The sequence below is a fragment of the Paenibacillus sp. FSL R5-0766 genome (assembly GCF_037971845.1).
GTDB lineage: Bacteria > Bacillota > Bacilli > Paenibacillales > Paenibacillaceae > Paenibacillus.
On record NZ_CP150227.1, the window covers coordinates 5628034 to 5648799 of the forward strand.

The following is a 20766-nucleotide window of genomic DNA, read 5'->3' on the forward strand; positions in this document are numbered from 1 at the left end:
AAACTGAAATCCTCACCTTACATGAGTGACTCCGATGACAGAATGATCTTTCGATCGCTGTTATCCCCAGATTTTTTCGATTCCCTTTTTTAAAAGGGAAAATCCGGTGATAAAGGCGAACGCTTCGCTTCTACAGCTCATTTCTGTCCTCTCCGTTAACATGTAAATTTCCAGTTTCATTTTATAAAAAATATTGTCCTATATAAAGGTATTCGACGCAAAACGCCCCCGGTATGTAAACCGGAGGCGTATGTGTAAGCCTGTAAATTATTGGTGTTTTGCGATAATTCCTTTGAGCGCATCTTTCGAGTTCAGACCAACCACTTTATCTACCGGTTGACCGTCTTTGAAGAAGATCAAAGTTGGAATGCTCATTACGCCAAAGCGGGAAGCAGATTCCGGATTTTCATCCACGTTAACTTTAGCAATTTTCACTGCATCGCCAACTTCTGTGGACAGCTCTTCCAGGATTGGAGCGAGCATTTTACAAGGACCACACCAAGGCGCCCAGAAATCAACAAGAACCGTTCCTTCGCCTTCTACTTCAGCGTTGAAGGATTGATCGGATACGTTAACAATAGCCATGAAATTGTCCTCCTTATATATACTTACGGTTTTATTTTAACCTGTAACGTCGTGAACGACACTTCCAGTATAACACAGGTACGTCAAACTTGTGAATTGAACGCTGCAATGTTCATCTTCCCAACATCAAATCTTCACAATTACAGGATGTCGCATACTAACTGCAAAATCTTTACAAACGCTTTCTTTTCCAAGTATACTAAAATTACTCCGGGTTTCAGCCCCCATACGGGCAAGCTGTTTCCCCATAAGGAGGCAATAACATGGATGCAAATGTGCAGATCAGCGACCCGCGTGAACATGTGAACGAGGAACCCCGCAACGATCTGTTTGATCTGATCGCGGGTGTTGCCGGCATGGCCGGCCTGATGACAGTGATCTTTTTCGGTATGGTTATCTTCAAATTCCTCACTGAATAGGATGCTTCCAGGCTCACGCAGGACCAGAAAAGCCCGGTTTTCGCGACAATGCGAAAGCCAGGCTTTTTTTGGGACTACTTTAGTTTTTGATTGCAATCAGCTCAGCTTTTAAATCGTAAGCTCAACCGATAATTTGAAGATTAACCTTGTCCAGAACCATTTCGTTCAAATAGATAGGTTTAACGTTTGCCGCGCTGATTCTCACCCCGAACGGAGATGACATCCACGAATGGACGAATCCGGTCCATGAGACGCTGGCCTTTATTCGATTCCTCGCCGTCCCGATTGGTGAAGCTCAGATGTTTTTCAAGCCCATCCAGATTGTAATTGGACGTATAGAACGTTGGTTTGCGATTCATCCGATAGTTCAGAATGGACCCCATCACATGATCTCGAACCCAAGGGTTCAGATTCTCTGCCCCGATATCGTCAAAGATGAGCAGATCACAACTTTTCAAAATATCCGTCATTTCCTTCAGCTTCTGCCCTTCACTGATCATGGATTTCAGATCCTCCACAAAGTCAGGCATATAAATAATGACACCCGTGTGGCCTGCAACCGCCAGTTCATGCAGCAGGTAACACATCAGAAACGTCTTGCCCGTCCCGAATGTTCCCTCCAGAAACAGTCCTTGCGGAGATAATCCGTTCTCCTTGGTCTCGCTAATATACCGAAGCACCTGATTCACTGCCGGAGCACGCATCCGATCCTTGCCCATAATCTCCACGTCGTTGTATCCAGCACTGAGCGCACGCTCGTCCACATAGAAACTGCGAATGCGTTGCTTAATGATATGTTCATTTTGCCGGGCGATATGTTTGGAACAAGGCGCTTTTATATCTATGATTTCGGGTTTACCGTTAAAATGTTCTACTTCCAGTTTGCAAAAGTGGCCCTGAAAATCGTTAGGACAGTTGTCGAGTCCCGGACAATTCGCACAGTTCTTAGAGTCTTTGGCGTACTGAAACAGCTTGCTCAGATCGGTCATGAGCTGTGCATCTTGCAGTTCAGGATGACCTGCGCGGAATTCGCGTACGTACGGATTTTCCATCAATTCCGCCGCAATCCGCCGCGATTGCTCACGAAAGGCAGGGTTCAGCTGCTGAAGCAGTCCTCCCAAGGATTCCATGGCTTCAAGCCCCCTTAATGTTTCAATATAGAATGAACAATGAAGTGTACCTGCGACCATCTTGATGGCATAGGTACTTTCGATCATTTGCAATTCTACTGTTCATTCTATAGAAAAACAACCAATAACTCAACAGATACATCTGGTAAATAGCGTAACCCTTCCGCCACCGTGCCTAATGCTTAGTTTAGAGCACACTTGCATTCCTGTACCTTCTAGTGTGTGTTCAAAAGTCTGTTTTTCGACTCTTTAAACAACTTTTATCAGCGGCGCAAGCCGACAGTTACGATCTCGCATGAACCTGTCTGTATGTTCCATTCCTTGCTGGCAAATGATAATGTCGATGCCTCTTCTATGTTGTGAGAATGAAGCCTTTCGCCCTCTTCCTCCAGGATGTTGCTCTTATATGCCGTTTCGAATGGCTGCGGATTCGCTTGTGATGCAGCAAGATTCAAAGTGGCAGAGTCGGTGGTCATATTGAACCAGCGTAGCATCACATCACCGGAATCCTCATTTACCTTGAGTGAAGAAAAAGCCAAGCCGTCTCCTTGCCATGCAAACGGTGTGTTGCTAGGTGTTAAATAACCCGGGTGTACTTCGGTTTGTGCCAGCGTCCAAGGAACCTGGAACTGATAGGCCTCGATATATGCACCTGATGCTGCACCATTGCCATCATGCGGAATGATCTCGATCTGAAATGTATGTTCACCAAGGCATTGTGCTTCCGGTGTCGGGAACAAGCCCCAGTCTCCAAGTTCGCCCACAGCACGTAGCAGCGTAACCGCAATGGTATTGCGTCCATCCTGAAGGACTTCATATTCATTCAGACCCAGATTGGCAACGACCAATCCGACGTCTTGTTCACTTACATCTACAAAATTCTGTTGATGCTGTGTATTGCTTGGATTTTGCCACTCCGGTGCAGGCTTGTTATCACGTGTTGCAATTTCGAACATGGAATCCACATGATGAACAGCAGATACAAGATCCGTTGGGAAAAGAGCACGCACCCGATGATCCTTCGCCTGATTGTTGAAGGTTGTCTCCACCTGGACACCTTTTCCACTACGACTAAGCGATATCACTGTACGGATCTGAAGTGGAGTCATTTTCGCTGAACGCTGGGCTTTGCGATGTGGATAATAAATCAGTTCTCGCTGTTCCTGATCCAGCATCTCATCCGCAGACTCCGGTATTTCCCAATGATGAATCACTTCAAACGAGGCCAAGTATGATGTATCCTCAAGGACCCGAATCTCGGCCTGAAGCTCGTGTGTTGTCCGCGCCACTTCGTTCTCTGGCTGTTTGAACATGTATTCATTACCGATATCGCCCACATTTTCGTACACGCCAAGGTCCTTGTAAGTCCGGCCTGTTCGTTTGTCTGTGAGTGTGAATGAACCATTGTCTTCAATCGTGACGATCATATGTTGATTTTCCATGCCACGTTCACCACGCAACAGCGTAGTCTTTTTCGACGAAGTACCACTCTTAGCATGATCCACTGATTTCACCAAAGCATACGTCTTCAGGCCCAATGCAGCTACATGCTCTGTTTCAAAACGAATACGTACTCGCCGACAACTATACGGTTGGCGGAAGCGATCATCCGGCAGATCATAGCCGAATTGCAGACCCAGATCCTCCACCGTACATGGAATGTGGTTACCATTTTCATCTACCAGTATGCGATCTGACAGGTCAACGGCTTTCATCTGCGTCGCCATCTCTTCCAATGTATGTCCATCCCGGAAATACAACCGAGCCGCATCCAGTTCCATCTGGACCACACCGCTGCGTTCCCATCCCGTTGTATTAAACACCACCACAGGGCGGGCATTTTCGCCGTAACGCTCAAAGATGGAGGTATCGACAGCTGTAGCAATCTGGCTGGTGCTCTCTTCAATTAAAGCCTCTGCCACATGACGGCTCTTATCAAACCGTGTCACCATCTCACGATGCACCTCATCCACACTGCATCCACAGATGCTGTCATGCGGGTGATTTTGCATCAGCGTTTTCCAGGCATACGTCAGTTGATCATGTGGATAGGCATGTCCAAGCAGATAGGCGTAGGATGCTAGGGGTTCAGCCACTTTTTCCAGCATGGACTGGCCCAGCTGGTTCATCTGTTTCAAATACACACGAGCCGAGGCGGTGTTCACCAGGGTTCCCCAGCCATCAGTTCGCTGGCTGCGCAGTTCTCCTTTGACCGTGGACAGTTCATGTTCAGACGATGCTCTCAAAGCTTCCAGATAATCTGGAAAATTCGAGTGAACAAACTCGATATCGGGATATAATTGTTCAGCCATACGGATGGCTTCTGGCAGATCCCGCTGAATTGGTTGGTGATCACATCCGTTCATGTACAACAACTCATTCGTTGATGCATATTTCTCAGCGTCTGCAAGCTTGGTTTCCCAGAACTTGCGGGCCGATTCCTCGTCTACTGGAACTTCATTTCCGTTGGAGTACCAGTTGGCAAACAATACGCCAAGCACTTTCGATCCGTCTGGTCCTTCCCACATCAGCTCCGAGAAGCTTGATTCATATCCGGCATCCGATACCGTATTATTAAATCCCGTAGGCTTCACGCCACGACCAAAAAACACATTATCAATGCCTGATTGCTGCATCAGCTGTGGAGTCTGCCCGACCAATCCGAATGTATCTGGAAAGTAACCAATTTTCGAAGGTGTACCGTAACGTTTGGCATCTTTATGACCAACCTGCATGTTGCGCACATTGGCTTCTCCGCTCGTCAAAAAGGCATCCTGCAAAATGTACCATGGACCAATCACAATCCGTCCATTGCGAATATGTTTCTCCAGTCGTTCCTTTTGTTCCGGGCGAACCTGAAGATAATCATCGATGATAATCGTTTGTCCATCCAAATAAAAGCTTTTGTAGTCCGATCCCTCATCAAGCTGATCCAACAGTGAATCGACGAGCTGAATAAGACGCATATGATGCTTCTCATACGGCAAGTACCATTCCCGATCCCAGTGGGTATGCGAAATAATATGTGCTCTCTTTTTCTTGGTCATCGTGTTATCCCACCTCGTTCGTCTTGTTGTACAATCTCAACCTCATCCGGGCGATACACCGCAGTCAGGTTTCCAGAAGCATCCGTGGCAAACAGCACCGAACGATTTTTCTCCAATTGGAACGAGTACGATACACCTGTACGTTGATCTCTCACATGAACTTCATGGTTCAAGGCAAACTCCGATACAAATACATACAGATTTCCTTTTGGAAAACTCAGCTTCCGGCCATAGATCCCTGCGATATCTCCGCCAGATATCCATTCCAACTCCTGTTCGATACCCGAAATCTCGGTTGCATAACGATATAATTCAGCTAGTGGCTCGTCCCGTCCGTTTAACTCCACCGGCAGCGGGGTCCAGATTAATTTCCCTTTGCCCAAAGGTAGAACGTGTACTTCATCTGCTGTACCATTATCCCCATGAAGCAACGTCTCCTTTGCCACCTCGGCGATCCGACGCCGTCCATAGGTCACCCGGTGATTCACGCCATTAATATTCAGCAGTTCTTCCCGCTGTACGTTACCCAGACTGCGTTTGCCTACAATATGATCTGCACGGTCAGTTGCCTTCCAGTACGCATCCAGCCCCAGTGGTCCAGTGATGAGCAGGCTCGTGCCTTCTTTCTCTGCAAACGTGAGCAATTGTTGAAGTGCATCGCTGTCCATATTGTGTGGACTCGGCACGATAATCAGCTTCGGTGGCAGCTGCTCCAGCGCTTCCAGATGATATTCGGATAATGCACGGAATGGCAATTTCAGATCATAGGACATCACACGAGTAAGCTTTGTTGTGGCATCATAGGCCAGGGCACGGTTGGAGAAGTCATTGGAATACGGGAACACCACAGCAATATCCTCCAGCTCGCGGTCTTCAAAGAGATCACGAATGCCATGCATGAATCGGCCATAATCATAAGACACATCCGCCTCTGGTTTCTCCGTACCATCTGCACGAAGGGCTCCGATATGAGACTCATTGGCGTTATCCATATAAAAGTTGGTGTTCCAGATCCATTGCACCGCACCTGCACCGCCTGTCGAGAAAGCATAGGCGTACTTGCGCTCGAGAATGCCACGAAGCTCTTCTTCCGTACGTTTGGCTCGCCCATCCGGGGTTTCCACATACATGATGCCCGTCTCCTGAATGAGATTCGGTTTGTATGGCGTTTTGGCGAAAATACCGTCCCAGATCAGATCATCATTCAACCACCAGGAATGCACGGTTGTATAATCCACTTCACGTTCATAGAAGAACGGAGAAGGACGCTGTGCACCAAGGGCTTCGTCCTGTCCCACGGTAACCAGATGATCGGGAACCAGGTCTTTGATCGTACCTACAAGCTCTCTTGCCCAAACATTGTGCATCTCCATAGAGAAGAGACAGTAATCGAGCCAGCGTGTTCCCTTTTTGGCCTTGTGCATGTCCTGAACATCAAAGTTAATCTCTTCCGCCTCCGGGATCACCGCGGCAGCAAAGTTCGGAAGCTGCTTCGGTGACATGTTCCATGCCTCCTGCAACGCCTCAATCGTCTGATGCCGTTGTTCAAGCCAAGCGATAAAGGCCTGCTGTTCATACGAATCCCTCGCCGAGCGTGGGCCTGCCGAGAAGATACGCACCGGATCAAACATCGATGGCTCATTAATCAGATCCCAGTCCACATGTGTTGTATGCGTGTGACGACTAACGATGCTGCGGATGAAACGTTTCTGTGCTTCGACACTCTGCGGGTCCAAATACGGATTCGTGCCTTCCCATGTCTCCGGTGTAAAGGAGAAGAAAGTGAACGTGACCTGTAAGCCGTGGCGCTTCGCCGTTAAAATAAATGCATCAATGGCACGAAGCACATCCTCTGCCATATGTCCGTCCACCTGCATCATGTTGCGATAGGCGGTCCAGATTCCCGTCCGAATCCAGTTGATTCCTGCTTTTGCCATCTGAGCCATGTCTCGATCCCAAACATCCGCATTTGGCAGAAACAGAAACTTCCTTGCCACATCGGAGGTCATGTAGGTCATGCCCACAACAGGCAGAGGACGTCCGTCTTTTACAAAATAATCTCTGCTGCGGCTAATCACTTCTCCTTCTGCCAGCAGTGCTGCATCTTGTCCCCAGAAGCCTTGACGCAAGGTCCGAACTTCCCCGTCAGGTGCCTGCGCGTGGCATATGATCCGATACAGCCCACTTTCAATGGAAACCGGGAGAAGTATGCGTTCAAACCGCTGCTCACCGGAAAGTTTCATCTCCAATCGATGGTTCCATACCTTCTCTGTCATGCCACTTGTGCGATCCTCATGCTCCACCGTTATGTCGAATGTCCACAGCTCGGACTCGATAAGTCTATTGCCTGCTCGCTGTAAAATCTGGCCTTGCAGTGTGAGTACAGCCCGCTCATCTGGTTCGTACGAAGCATAATTTGTTATCAGGGAGAACTCGGTTACACCTGCCGCACAGAATTGCGCCCACTTCACAATCTCATCAGCGCCATCCTGCGTCCAGAATGAGGTGGTCAGCGGCAAATGCACAAACATCCAGCGTGAACCAACGAAAGTCCCGCGGGAATTCTCCCACAGAACGACCGGAGCGGCGACACTGCGTCCATCCTTACTCATGCCACGAAGTAATGGGTAAATCTGCGTACTCATCGGGCCGGATGATCCCATCTGATGAGGCAGATCACTTGTTTTGGTTGTATGTGGAACCAGATTCCATGTATCTGCCTTCTCGAACAGCCCCTCTTTCCCAGTGAGAAGCGGGATCTGTTCGGATGAACTGTACGATTGCACATTGGCAGAAGATACGTTCAGTGCCTCATGAATATAGAGTTCCTGATGATACGCGGTCTGCTCGGACTCTACAACCCAAGCCCCATTCTCATATCGAACCGGACGTTTAAAGGGCGCACCACCAACACTGATCAGGCTTCCGCCCTGATGCAGGTAAGCTGCAATCTCCGTCCAGGCGGACTTGGGAAAATAGGGTGCATGCAGATTGACCAGACATCCTTCACCTGCTGTAGTCTTCAAAACCTCTGCGAGTTCTTCGGCGTTTACAACAGTGATCTCTTCGACTGCTTTCCATGTATTCAGAGCCTCATGAGTTGGAGAAGCACCTTCCATTGGAAACGCAGGATCAGCGAAGATAATCAGCTTTTTATCATGAAGTTGGATACTCATAACAGACCATCCTTCATGGATTTATAGACCAACTGGGAGAACAGACTGTTGGACCATGCAAACCATTTTCGTGTAAAAATCGTCGGATCATCCGCGTGGAAGCCTTCATGCATATACCCTGTATCCGCATCTGTCGCTTCGAGCATGCGAATAATCTCCAATTTCTCCTCGGCAGACTGCGCAGTCAGTCCCTGCATGGACAAGCCCATATGCCAGATATAATCTGGTGGTGTGTGCGGGCTTCCGATCCCTTTGGCAACCTTGCCTTCATAATAGAATGGGTTCTCTTTGCTCAGAGCGAAGCGGCGCGTATTCTGGTAGATCGGATCATCCGCTGTGACGTAACCCAGATATGGAATGGACATGAGTCCCGGTGTACCGGCATCGTCCATGAGACAGTGGTTGCCATAACCGTCCGTCTCGTATGCATAGATCGGTCCAAATTCCGGATGACGATAAATCCCGTACAACTGAATGCCGTGATCCACGTCCTGCTCCAGATCCTTCAATTCCTGCAAAAGTTCCATATCCCGGAACACCCACTCGGCAAACTCCTGCATTTGGCGCAGAGCTACAACTGCGAACATGTTGCCAGGGATATTGTAGTGGAAGTCACACGCATCATCACTGGAACGGAAACCGGACCAGATCATCCCCGTGTAGTTGACTGGCATACCTTTTCCATGATTGCGCAGGGAATCTGTTGGGATACCGTTATTGCGAGTGAAGCGATATGGAGATTGTTCCATGTGATGCTGTTCGACTTTGAACAGGTCCACGATTTTACGCATCGCTGCTTTGAAGCTTGAATCGAAAATATCGGTTAGCTCGGTTTCCTTCCAATATAAATACGCCAAACGTACAACAAAACATAATGAGTCAATCTCAAATTTGCGTTCCCACACCCAAGGTGACATCTCGGTCTCGTCCGTGGTGTTCCAATGCCAGTCGTTGGCTGTTTCATTAAAGGCATTAGCATATGGATCGATGTGAACATACTGGATATGACGTTTGATCAGCCCGCCAATAATGCGTTGCAGGTCCTCGTCTTCTTTTGCAAACGGAATGTAATGTACCACCTGCTCCACGGAATCACGTAGCCAGGAAGCCGGAATATCTCCTGTGATCACAAAAGTCGTACCGTCCTCCATCAACTTGGTTGTTGTTTCGATAGTGTTGGGGAAGCAGTTTTTGAATAATTGAAGCAGTTTCGGTCGGTGAGCCAGCTTCTGTTCTGCTTCTTCGAGCACGGCCTGAATGGATTGTGGCAAAGCAACAGGCGGCATGGGTATTTTGGGTAATCTGAACTGTTCCATGGATGAGTGCAACTCCTTAAACAAATTGAATGGTGTAGCTATACAGGATGAAACAAGAAATTTACACGGGACCACTGCGCGGTCAGAAATATCCTCCGATCGCTGTTATCCCCAGATTTTTTTGATTCCCTTTTCTAAAGGGTAAAATCTGGGGATAAAGGCGAACGCTTCGCTTCTTCGAATTCTTTCTGTCCTCTCCGTTATCGTGTGAATTTTTAGTTGAACATATATAGCTCAAAAATATTTCAAACAGGTTTACCGCAGTAGCACGGTTTGTATTTGGTAAGGTTTAAAAGATAATGTGATCTGGCCATTGGTATGGGCCAGTGGTTGGACCGGTTCTTCGAGTGCGTTGGAGTGATACGCCTGTTCAAAGGCATGTGGCCATTGCAATGTGATGTCTTCGCGTTTGCCAGAAGATTCATAGAAACGCAGCACGGTGCCCTGTCCATCCTCTGCCAATTTGACGGTATCCAGAATGACATGATTACTATTAAAGTTAATCCAGGAGCCTGTTGCTGGACGTACAGGTGCCGTATTTGCAGTTGCATCTGCAATTGGATCGACTCCAGTCCCTGTGCTTTGCTGTACTTCTTCCCTCTGCTGTACCTGCTCTATCTGTTGCTCTTGTTGTATCTGACCCTTTTGGTTCACCTGCTGTACCGTCACCTCATGATTCAGCTCGGCAGCCTGACGTACGGTATGTGCAATTCTCCAGTCTCCGTCGTGCGGATATAGGGAATACGTGAATTCATGTTCTCCCAGATCGGCGGTGCGGTCAGGCCATTTGGGTGCACGCAATAAGGACAAACGAATGGTGCTGCCCTGCACATCGTACCCGTACTTGCAGTCATTGAGAAGGCTCACGCCGTATCCATGTTCGGATACATCTGCGAAGCGATGTCCACAGACTTCATACTGGGCCTGTTCCCAGCTTGTGTTGCGATGTGTTGGGCGTTCCAGTGCGCCAAATGGAATTTCAAATGTGGCCTTGGAGGTCACCACATCAATCGGGAAACCAACTTTCAGAAGTTTGTGATTTTCGTTCCAGTTCACCTGTGTTTGAAAATCAATTCGCCGTGAGTCATGATAAAAGACGATATCTTGTGTGATTTCCGATTGATGGAGATTCCAGCGGAAACGCAGGATATCCTTCGTTGTACCCGCCAGCACCAGCTTTTTCTCCAACAGTTCCACTTCGCCAGCAATCTGTTCCTCATAACGACTGTCGATATCCCATGCATCCCAGAGCGTTGGACGATCGTGGAAGAAGTGAAGTTGATTGCCTCGTTCACCCGGCTTCAACATCTCACGCTCTGCGGTTTTATCCCACAGGCGGATGATCTCCCCACGTTCATTGAACTGCACATGATAAAAGGCGGTATCCCATGTATCATTAAAGGTTGGTTGTGCGGCAAGATTCGTCATTTCCCGTACATTCGTTTCCCTTGTATTTTCCGGTACCAGCCAAATTGTTTTATATCCAAACGCCGGAATGTCTGTCACGAGAATAGACATACTGCCATCCTCCCGATCCATCCGCAGGCGCTGGCCTTCTTCATCGATGCCGTAGCGATCCAAGCTATCCTGCACAGCCAATTGAACAACTGCACTCCGTTTCCAGCCCAGGCTGTTGAATACAACATAGGCCAATGAACCTTCCGGTCCCTCTGTTTTGATATCCGTAGTCAATGCTGCAATGCCTTGATCCAGTCCGGTTCTGCCCAATTCAAATACCTGTACATATTCTTCATTCGAAGTGACGTAGGATTCCGTAATCGCCGATCCCGGAATAATATCGTGGAATTGATTCAGCAAAATTAATTTCCAGCCGTCAAGCAGATTTGAACGCACTTCAGCTTCTGCATCTGCCTCCATATCTGGAAGAGCAAGTGTATTCCACAGCTCGGCTTCACGATACAGAACCTCCGCTTTCCGATTGTTACGCTTATTGCGCGCATGGGTCGTGTAGGTTCCCCGATGTAACTCCAGATACAGATCCCCATGCCACTTCGGCAGTACAGGTTGCTCCTTTTCAATCCCGGCAAAGAAAGCTCCAGCTGTGCTATAACGGCTCGCAGGCTGGCCTACCATCAGGTCTGCGCGATCCACATACTCCAGCATCTCGCGTGTTACTCCGCCGCCGCCATCTCCGTGTCCGTATAGAAGCATATGCTCCGGATGAGCCGATTTCTCACGGTAGGACTGCCAGTGATCATGAATGTCCTTCGGCAATGTATGCTCGTTAACACCATGATTGAGGTAAGACAGGATCGGTGTGCCGTCAATGCCCACCCAGTGGAAGAGATCGTACGGAAACACATTTGTGTCATTCCATCCGAGCTTTGTTGTCATGAAATATTCCACATTGCCATGCTTCAAAATCTGCGGCAGGGAGGCACAATACCCAAACGTATCCGGCAGCCATTCAATCTGTGATGTCTTGCCAAACTCCTCCATATAGAAACGCTGACCATATAACATCTGGCGAATCAGGGACTCCCCGCTTGGGATGTTCAGATCCGGCTCAACCCACATGCCGCCAACCAGTTCCCAGCGACCTTCTACAATCCGCTGCTTCACCCGCGCGTACAGCTCGGGATCATGCTCCTTCAGAAACGCATATAGTAAGGGTTGGCTCTGGGAATAAACATAGTCCGGATATTCATTCATGAGTGCATCCACGGTGGAGAAAGTACGGCTCGTTTTGCGTACCGTCTCACGTACAGGCCACAGCCAGGCAATATCAATATGGGACTGTCCCACCATATGCTCCAGACCTTCCGCGTTTCCGCCAATCTCACGCACATGATGTTTCAGATTATTCTCAATCTGACAAATACCCTCTCCCTGCTCAATCTCTTCTGCTGACATGCCTACAAATTGATCCATCGCACGATATACCAGTTCTAACAGGCGAACCCGCCGAAAGTCACTTTCCGGTAGCAACACAGCCGAATCACGCACAATAATGACGGTATACATCAGACTACGAACCGCTTCATTGGGTCTCACCAGCAGGCTCGTAATTGATGTGATCGGTGGCTGAATAACCGCCTGTTGATTCAACGGGTCTACAGGTTCAGGTACCGGATCAAACATCTCGATCTCCAGTTCGGGATTGGTTCCAACTTTGGATGGATCAAGCGTGACGTAGGTATGATTGCGGTCCAGACCCTGATAAGAGTTCCCATTTACCCGAAGCAAGCCTTCTCCGCCTGTCTCAAATACAAGCCCATAAGTTGCTTGCTGCCATGTAGCAGGGATCTCCAAACGTGTTCTGAAAAAATAAGTCGTTCCCTGTTTGCTCGGAAAACGCTCAAAATCTTGCCCTTCGGGGTACTCACCCTGATCCTCATACTGTCCTGGCACATTATAATAAGCGCGGGTAATGTCCCAGCTGCGCAGCTGTAATTGCTCCAGCCACTGATGTTCGGACAACTCGCGAATAAATCGTCTGATACGTTCCAACGTCTTACGCCTCCCTTACGGTCAGTTCGGCTATTTGCGTATCGTTTACGCTGCTGCCGATATGAATATGGAATTGTCCCGGTTCAACGACAGGCTTCAAATCACGACCAATATACTGAAGCTGCTCGGCCCCGATGTGGAATTCCACGGTCTGTGTCTCTCCCGGCTCCAAGTTCACTTTTGCAAACCCCTTCAGTTCCTTGGCCGGACGAGTTAGTGAGCTGACCATGTCAGAGATGTACATCTGTACAACTTCTGCACCTGCATAATGGCCGGTGTTGGTCACGTTCACCGATACCGTAACTGAATCATCAGTTGTCATGGACGCAGCACTCAGCTGCGGTTCACTGTACTCATATGTGGTATAACTCAGTCCGTATCCAAATGCATAACCTGGCTCCAGATCCTCTTCGAGGTAACGTTTGCCTCGGGAACGTTTGCCGTTATAATAGATCGGTAATTGGCCGACATGCTTCGGAATGGAGATCGTTAATTTGCCTGACGGATTCACATCACCGAATAAAATATCTGCAATGGCATGACCGCCCTCTTGACCCGGATACCACGCCTCCAGAATTGCATCGGCATGTTCATCCACCCAAGGTTCAGTGATGGGACGACCATTAATGTAAACAACGACAAGTTTCTTGCTGAGCTTGTGAATCTCCTGAATGAGCTCCAACTGTACTCCGGCAAGACCCAACGTCATCCGGTCGATCCCTTCGCCACACTCCATATCATTCCAGGAGTTATCCGATACATTGGAAGCGCCTGTTTTCAGATCAATTGTTCCTTCTCCAAAGTCACGTGCACTGGAGCCGCCAACCACCATAATGACCGTATCTGCTTGACTGGCAACTTCGATCGCACGCTCGAATCCTTCTTTCGAATCACCTTTGATCCGGCAGCCTGGTGCATAAAGAACCTGATCTGTACTGCTGTCACCAGTCAAAGGACCAACAGAACTCTTCTCCGTTTGCCCATCCACATGATTAGCCAGCTTACTGCGAATCCCATCCAGTACCGTCGCCACTTTCGACTTGGGTTGCGGAGATGTGTAATCGCCCAGTTGATTGTAGGCCTGATCCGCATTGGGGCCAATGACGGCAATCCGGCCCACATTTGTTATCGATAGAGGTAATGTGTCTGCCTCATTTTTGAGAAGCACAATGCCTTCCGCAGCCAACTGGCGTGCCAACTGAACATGCGTCTCACTACCAATCACTTCTGCTGCGCGATCGGCATCCACATATGGCTGTTCGAATAAGCCCAGTCTGAACTTCAACGCCAGAACGCGAGAAGCAGCCTGATCCAGAACCTGCATATCAAGCTTGCCTTCTGCCACCGCCTGCACCAGATATTGCCCAAACATCTCGCCGGACATTTCCATATCGATGCCTGCCTCAATCGCCTGTACGGAAGCTTCCATTCCATCCGCCGCGACATCATGCCCACTTGCCAGCATGTTGATCGCACCACAATCCGTAATGACCAGACCGTCAAAGCCCCAATCCTTACGCAAAACATCTTCCAGCAATTCCGTATTCACGGTGCAAGGCGTGCCATCAATTTCGTTATATGCTGGCATGATCGACGCAGCGCCAGCTTCCACCGCTTTTCGGAATGGATAGAGATCCACTTCCAGCAGCTCGCGCCAGCCCATATGTACAGGCCCTGCATTACGTCCGCCTTCCGAGCTGCCATAACCAACAAAATGTTTCAGCGTTGCCGCTACTGTATCTCCACGGTCAAGACTTTCACCCTGAAGACCTTCCACGGAAGCAACTGCCAGCTCTCCAATGAGAAACGGATCTTCACCGAAACATTCCTCCGTACGTCCCCAGCGCGGATCACGCACAACATCCAGTACCGGAGAATAGGTGACCGCACCACCTTGAGCACGTGTCTCCCGTGCTACTGCCCGGCACATCTCCCGATACAGATCCACATTCCAGGTGCTCCCCAGTAAAAGCGGGACAGGATAGACCGTTCCGTCAATAGCCATATGACCATGCGAGCACTCTTCCCCGATCAGAATGGGAATCCCTAGTCTGGAATGTTCTATTGCATAACGTTGAATCAGATTGACCGCCTCAGCGCCTTCTCTGGCGGATAGTCCATTTTCCAGCGTAACGCCCGTCCACGGATCTGCGCGAAGTGCACCATAGAGGGAGCCGATGCCCCCATTTTCCACTTGCTGTTTAAAGGATTCGTTTAACGTGATGTTCCCTTGATCATTCGTATATGTTTGCCAGCCAAATGGCTGCGTAAGTTGGCCTACCTTTTCCTCCGCAGTCATCAGGCTAAGCAGGTGTTGTACCCGTTCCTCTACGGATTTGCTTTGGTCCTTATAAGTCATCAATCTGCATCTCTCCAATCCTATAACCTGATCCGGTTATTCTTTGACCGCGCCCACCGTCAGACCCTGTACGAAATAACGCTGGAAGAACGGATAAGCGAATATAATTGGCAACGTAGCAAGCACAACCATCGCCATTCGGGACGTATCCTGCGGAATGGACTGCATGGCTGCCAGACTCATCGAACTGTTAGCAGAGTTCTGCTGTATAAACTGGATACTCGACTCAATCCGCATCAGCATGGATTGCAGCGGTACCAGATTCGGATTATCGATATATAATAACGCATTGAACCAATCATTCCAGTAACCGAGTGTACTGAACAACCCGATGGTTGCAAGCCCCGGCAAGGAGAGTGGAACCACGATTTTCATAAAGGTATAGAACTCACCAGCGCCATCAATTTTCGCCGATTCAATGACTGCATCCGGTACACTAGTCGAGTAGAATGTACGCAGAATCATAATATAGAAGGCATTCATCGCCAGCGGCAGAATCAGTGCCCATAACGTATCTTTCAATCCAAGCAGCTGGGATACGACCATATAGGTTGGAATCATCCCGCCGTTGAACAGCATGGTCAGAATTGCAAAGATGGAGAAAAATCTCCGATACCTGAAGCTCTTGCGGGAAACCGCATACGCATACAGCGACATGAGAATCAGACTGATGATGGTACCAAGTACCGTCACCAGAATGGTAACTCCATACGCCCGCAGCAGCGTGTCCCCACTCTGCCAGACAAACTGATATGCCGCGAGACTCCATTCTGCCGGAATCAGACGATACCCATCACGGGCCAGTGCTTTCTCGTCTGTAAACGAGATGATAACTACAAATATAAAAGGAAATACACAGATCAGAGCGAATAGACCGGCGATGATGTTCATAATCACGTTCCATCCGCTGGATACGTGGTGGAAGTCGCGTTTTTTAACGAGCCTTGCTTGAGCCATAGTGGTTCACTCCTTTCCCTGTCCTAGAATAGGCTGCTGTCTTTATCTACTTTGCGAACAACATAGTTGGAGATAATAACAAGCACAAAGCCCACCACGGATTGATACAATCCGGCAGCCGTACTCATGCCGATCTCACCACTAGTTTTCAAACCCCGATATACATACGTATCAATAACATTGGTCACGGAATAGAGCGTACCCGAATCCCTTGGCACCTGATAGAACAGTCCAAAGTCGGCATAGAAAATGCGGCCTACGGCCAGCAAGGTCATAATCGTGATGATGGGCGACAGCAACGGAATCGTAATATTGCGAATCTGCTGCCATTTGCTTGCTCCATCAATCATGGCTGCTTCATAGAGTGATTTATCAATCCCCAGTATGGAAGCCAGATAGACAACGCTGCTATACCCGATGGTTTTCCATAACGCTACGAATACCAGAATATACGGCCAATATTTTGCCTCAGAGTACCACTGAATCGGTTCCATCCCGAACCAGCCGATAATCTGATTCAACATCCCGCGGTCCATGCTCAAGAAGCTGAATGCGAAGTAACCAACGATAACCCAGGATAGAAAATACGGCAGAAACATGCCGGTTTGATACAGTTTGGCGAGTCGTTTATTCACTAGTTCCGAGAGCAGGATTGCCAATGCCACAGCAAACACCAGTCCCAGGAAAATAATGGCGATGTTATAAAAGAGGGTGTTGCGTGTAATGAGCCATGCGTCACTTGTGCTGAACAGGAATTTGAAATTGTCCCAGCCAACCCATTCACTCTTCATCAGACTTGCCCAGAACCCTTCACGGCTGAATCGATATTCTTTGAAAGCAGCCACCGTGCCCACAAGTGGCAAGTAGGAGAAGAAGAAGAACCAGATGGCGCCTGGCAGCACCATGAGCAGCATGACTCGGTTTCTAATCAGGTTTTTCAAAAATGTAGTCATTGTGGATATCCTCCTTCAGGCTTGAATGAAAAAGGACCGGACGCGATAAGCAGCCGCCCGATCCTTACGATGTACTGTTACTTGTTTTCCGCTCTCCAGGCATCCAGCTGGCTTTGGGCTTCAGCCATTACTTTCTCCAGTCCGGCTTGATTGAACTTCTCAATCACTTGATCCAGATTGGCTGCCGGGTCCAGTGTACCTGTCATCAGTGCTGCCCAATATTGCTCTTTCACGTTCTGTACCGCCGTCAGTTCGGCAGATACATTGCTTGCATCAAAGTTAAAGCTGAGGATCGGGGAATTGACACCTTCAGCGTTAAACTTCTTGAACTCATCCCATTTGTTATCCGGGTCATTGCTGTTCAGATAGAGCAGCATGTTGTTCCCAAGGGAGTATGAAGGCATATCGTAGTTTTTCGATTCAGGCAGATTTTCCATATGTGTGTCATCCACTTTTTTGTAGTGTGTGCCCTCAATACCGGAGTCCACCATATTACGCAGCACAGGATCTGTATTCAGCAGGTTCAGGAATTCCATTGCTTTCTCCGGATATTCCGAGTTGGCCGAGATGGCCATGATGGAACCTTGTACAGATGTATTTGTTATAATTGCTTCACTTGCAGGTGTGGAAACGACTTGATAACCGTAACTTGCAGACCATTGATTGTCCGCGAGCGGCTGAGTCTGTGCACGATCCAGGAACCAGTTACCCGATGTTGTCAGGTCGTTCGTGGAACCTGTTGTTGCCGCTTCTGCCGACACATAACCAGCCTTGTAGTATTTGTGCATCGTGGTAAGTGCTTCTTTCATTTCAGGTGTTTCCAGTATGTTTACAAGCTTATAGTCTGTTGTATCCAGCTTGATTGCCATCGGCAGATTCTGAATGACATAGTCATAAGGCACGTAAGGAACATAGTTTTTATCCATGGCAAATGGTGTTACACTTGCCTCGTTTTCCTTAATTGTTTTGAGCAGAGGCTCCAGACTGTCTAACGTACGAACGCCCGAGATATCCAGCTTGTATTTATCAACCAACATTTGGTTAAAGCGCCATACCTCTTGTTGTGGCAGCTCTTTGTTGGCTGGAATTCCGTAATTGTGTCCATCTACCTTGGAACCACTTAGGAATGCAGGATCAATGGTCTTGGTAAGATCCTGACCGTATTCAGCAAGCAGGTCATCCAGTTCGAGGAATGCACCTTTTCTGGCATTTTGTACATAATCGAATCCACCAGAAGAAGTGAACAGAATGTCCATTGGCTCACCGGATGCTACGTTAACCTGCATCTTCTGCGGGTAGTCACCCCAGTCAACCATCTTCATTGTTACCGTGGCATTAATTTTCTCTTTGGTATACTTGCTCACTTCTTCCATCACTTTATTGACGTCTTTCTGAGGGGTACCGATGGTATACCAGATCAACTCTACCGCGTCATCTCCAGCTCCCCCGGATTCTGAAGCATCTTTGCTTCCTCCACAGGCACTAAGAACAAGTGTAACGGCCATTAATAATGCAAGAACGAGTGAGAAGCGTTTTCTTTGTTTACTCATTTCTTTGATCCTCCCTTTTCGTGTTCCCTTAGGCTCTACTTACTAACTGCTTTAACCTTATCGAATGAAAGCATTTACAAAAAGAAGATAAACTTAAGTTTTCGAGGTACAAATTAAAGAGAAATCGTCCTTGGGCATCTATTTTGTACCTATTTAAATAAATCGCTTACATGAAAGAGACATGCCGGGTAACGTATGCCATGATTTTCATCCATGCCATTCCTGTTCCCGATATGTCTCTTGGCTCTCTGTCCGCATAGTTGGATCTACCCGTCACCGAATTAACCAAACACCTTGAAATCCGTCGGTGAAATCCCCACATATTTGCGGAACTGTTTATAGAAATACCCCGTCTCCCAATACCCCACATTTCGTGCGATCTCATGTACCTTCAGATTGGAATTACGTAGTTGCTCCTTCGCACGTTCAATCCGGTATTTGTTGATATATTCGGCAAATGTCTCCCCGGTCTCCTTATGGAACAATTGTCCCAAATACACCGGATGAAGATGATAATGGGCACCCAGCAGCTTCAGGGAAAGTTCTTCTGCGTAGTGTTTGTCGATATGCTGAAGCACCTGGTTCACAATCGGATTCTTCAGATCCTGCAATAGGGATTGGATCGTCTGCGACCCAACCTGCTGAAGTGCCCGCACGAGTTCATCAAAAGTGCCACTGTCCAGTACAAGTTGAAGCCCTTGTTGGTATATGGCAGACTCATCCGAGTGTTTGATGCTCTCCAGTTCCATTTTGAAGCGAATCACAACTTCCAATGCGGTATTCTGTAACTCCCCAGGTGTAAGCCCATCGCGATGCTGTTCAAAATCCATGCGAATCCGGTCGGCAAGTTGTTCTGTATTGCGGGATAGAATGAGTTTGGCATACTCCCTCCATTCAATGAAAAAGGTCGCCGTTGAATTTCCGCACCTTTCCAGCATGGCATGGTCGATGACTTTAAGGTCGGGATAAATCATCACATACTGGAGTGCTTTTTTGGCCTCCGCATAACTGGTCGGCGCATGGTATAACCCTTTCATCAATCTGCCTGCTCCAATGCGTGCCGCCGGATGGGTTAGGGTTATCGCATCAGATAATGCCTGAAGGCCATCCATTAGCTCCTGTTCCTCGTCACTCGTACCCTGAATATTGGCAATAATGACGATGTCTCCATCGATATCATGAAATACGTTCAAATGGCGTTTGTCTCTCAGCATTTCCTCAACGCGTTCAAACATGCCAGCTGTCTGCCCTTTGTCCCGCAAGACAGCCACAGCAACGTAAGGTGCATCTAGCGAAAGGTTCATAAACTGGGCACGTTCTTCAAATTCGGTAGCTGCAATCTGTCCCGTAAGCCATCTATGAAGAATGTTATCTTTTAGAATCTGGATACCATACGCATCATCGGCTTGAGGTGATAACGTATGATCCAGCTTGGACGCCGTGTTGCTCAGCGTGGATTCCAGTTCCTCCACATTAATCGGTTTGAGCAGATAGTTTTCGATCCCTAATTGCATGCCTTCCTTCAGATATTCGAACTCATTGAAACCACTGAGGATAATGACCTTAATCTCGGGTTGCACTCGCCTTGCTTCCCGAATCAGATCGAGACCATTCATGAGTGGCATGGATATATCCGTAATCAGAATGTCCACAGGCTGAGAAGAGAGCGCTTGTAACGCTGCTTGCCCATTACCTGCATGACTCACAATTTCCATACCAAATGAAGACCAATCCACAATATCGTATAAACCTTCAATGATGAATGGCTCATCGTCCACAATAAACACCTTGTACATGTTAAAC

The 20766-nt window shown here is 48.2% G+C and carries 12 protein-coding genes; 1 reads left to right on the forward strand and 11 read right to left on the reverse strand.

The window, feature by feature from the left end:
- Positions 1 to 267: 267 nt before the first annotated feature.
- On the reverse strand, positions 268 to 585 hold the full coding sequence (gene trxA / locus MKY66_RS24415) for a thioredoxin (RefSeq protein ID WP_017692451.1): 318 nt from the start codon (positions 583 to 585) through the stop codon (positions 268 to 270).
- Positions 586 to 848: 263 nt separating this feature from the next.
- On the opposite strand from trxA, the gene MKY66_RS24420 reads away from it, so the two are divergent.
- A complete protein-coding gene (locus MKY66_RS24420) occupies positions 849 to 1004 on the forward strand; it encodes a YqzM family protein (RefSeq protein ID WP_143760318.1) in 156 nt (51 codons plus the stop codon).
- Positions 1005 to 1183: 179 nt separating this feature from the next.
- Here the strand turns inward: MKY66_RS24420 and dnaI are convergent, their stop codons facing one another.
- The 10 genes from dnaI to MKY66_RS24470 all read right to left on the reverse strand — a co-directional run bounded on the left by dnaI (position 1184) and on the right by MKY66_RS24470 (position 20759).
- Entirely contained in the window at positions 1184 to 2134 is a 951-nt protein-coding gene (gene dnaI, locus MKY66_RS24425; protein ID WP_076211099.1) for a primosomal protein DnaI, read from the reverse strand.
- A 263-nt stretch (positions 2135 to 2397) separates the two neighbouring features.
- Entirely contained in the window at positions 2398 to 5181 is a 2784-nt protein-coding gene (locus MKY66_RS24430; protein ID WP_076211097.1) for an alpha-mannosidase, read from the reverse strand.
- Positions 5178 to 8357 carry a beta-galactosidase gene (locus MKY66_RS24435; protein ID WP_076211095.1) on the reverse strand — a complete coding sequence of 1060 codons (3180 nt, stop codon included), beginning with the start codon at positions 8355 to 8357 and terminating at the stop codon, positions 5178 to 5180. Before MKY66_RS24435 ends, MKY66_RS24430 begins: the two co-directional genes overlap by 4 nt.
- Positions 8354 to 9673, reverse strand: a complete 1320-nt coding sequence (locus MKY66_RS24440; protein ID WP_074096344.1) for a glycoside hydrolase family 125 protein — start codon at positions 9671 to 9673, stop codon at positions 8354 to 8356. Before MKY66_RS24440 ends, MKY66_RS24435 begins: the two co-directional genes overlap by 4 nt.
- A 255-nt stretch (positions 9674 to 9928) precedes the next feature.
- A complete protein-coding gene (locus MKY66_RS24445; RefSeq protein ID WP_076211093.1) occupies positions 9929 to 13144 on the reverse strand; it encodes an alpha-mannosidase in 3216 nt (1071 codons plus the stop codon).
- 4 nt (positions 13145 to 13148) lie between these two features.
- A complete protein-coding gene (locus MKY66_RS24450; protein ID WP_076211091.1) occupies positions 13149 to 15503 on the reverse strand; it encodes a glycoside hydrolase family 3 N-terminal domain-containing protein in 2355 nt (784 codons plus the stop codon).
- Positions 15504 to 15539: 36 nt separating this feature from the next.
- Entirely contained in the window at positions 15540 to 16460 is a 921-nt protein-coding gene (locus MKY66_RS24455; RefSeq protein ID WP_074096347.1) for a carbohydrate ABC transporter permease, read from the reverse strand.
- Between the two features lie 23 nt (positions 16461 to 16483).
- The gene (locus MKY66_RS24460) at positions 16484 to 17413 is read right to left on the reverse strand and encodes an ABC transporter permease subunit (protein WP_036605780.1); all 930 of its coding nucleotides are present in this window, start codon (positions 17411 to 17413) and stop codon (positions 16484 to 16486) included.
- 77 nt (positions 17414 to 17490) lie between these two features.
- A complete protein-coding gene (locus MKY66_RS24465) occupies positions 17491 to 18963 on the reverse strand; it encodes an ABC transporter substrate-binding protein (RefSeq protein ID WP_036673370.1) in 1473 nt (490 codons plus the stop codon).
- A gap of 281 nt (positions 18964 to 19244) precedes the next feature.
- Positions 19245 to 20759, reverse strand: coding sequence for a response regulator transcription factor (locus tag MKY66_RS24470; RefSeq protein WP_076211307.1), 1515 nt, complete (start codon positions 20757 to 20759; stop codon positions 19245 to 19247).
- Between the last annotated feature and the right edge of the window lie 7 nt (positions 20760 to 20766).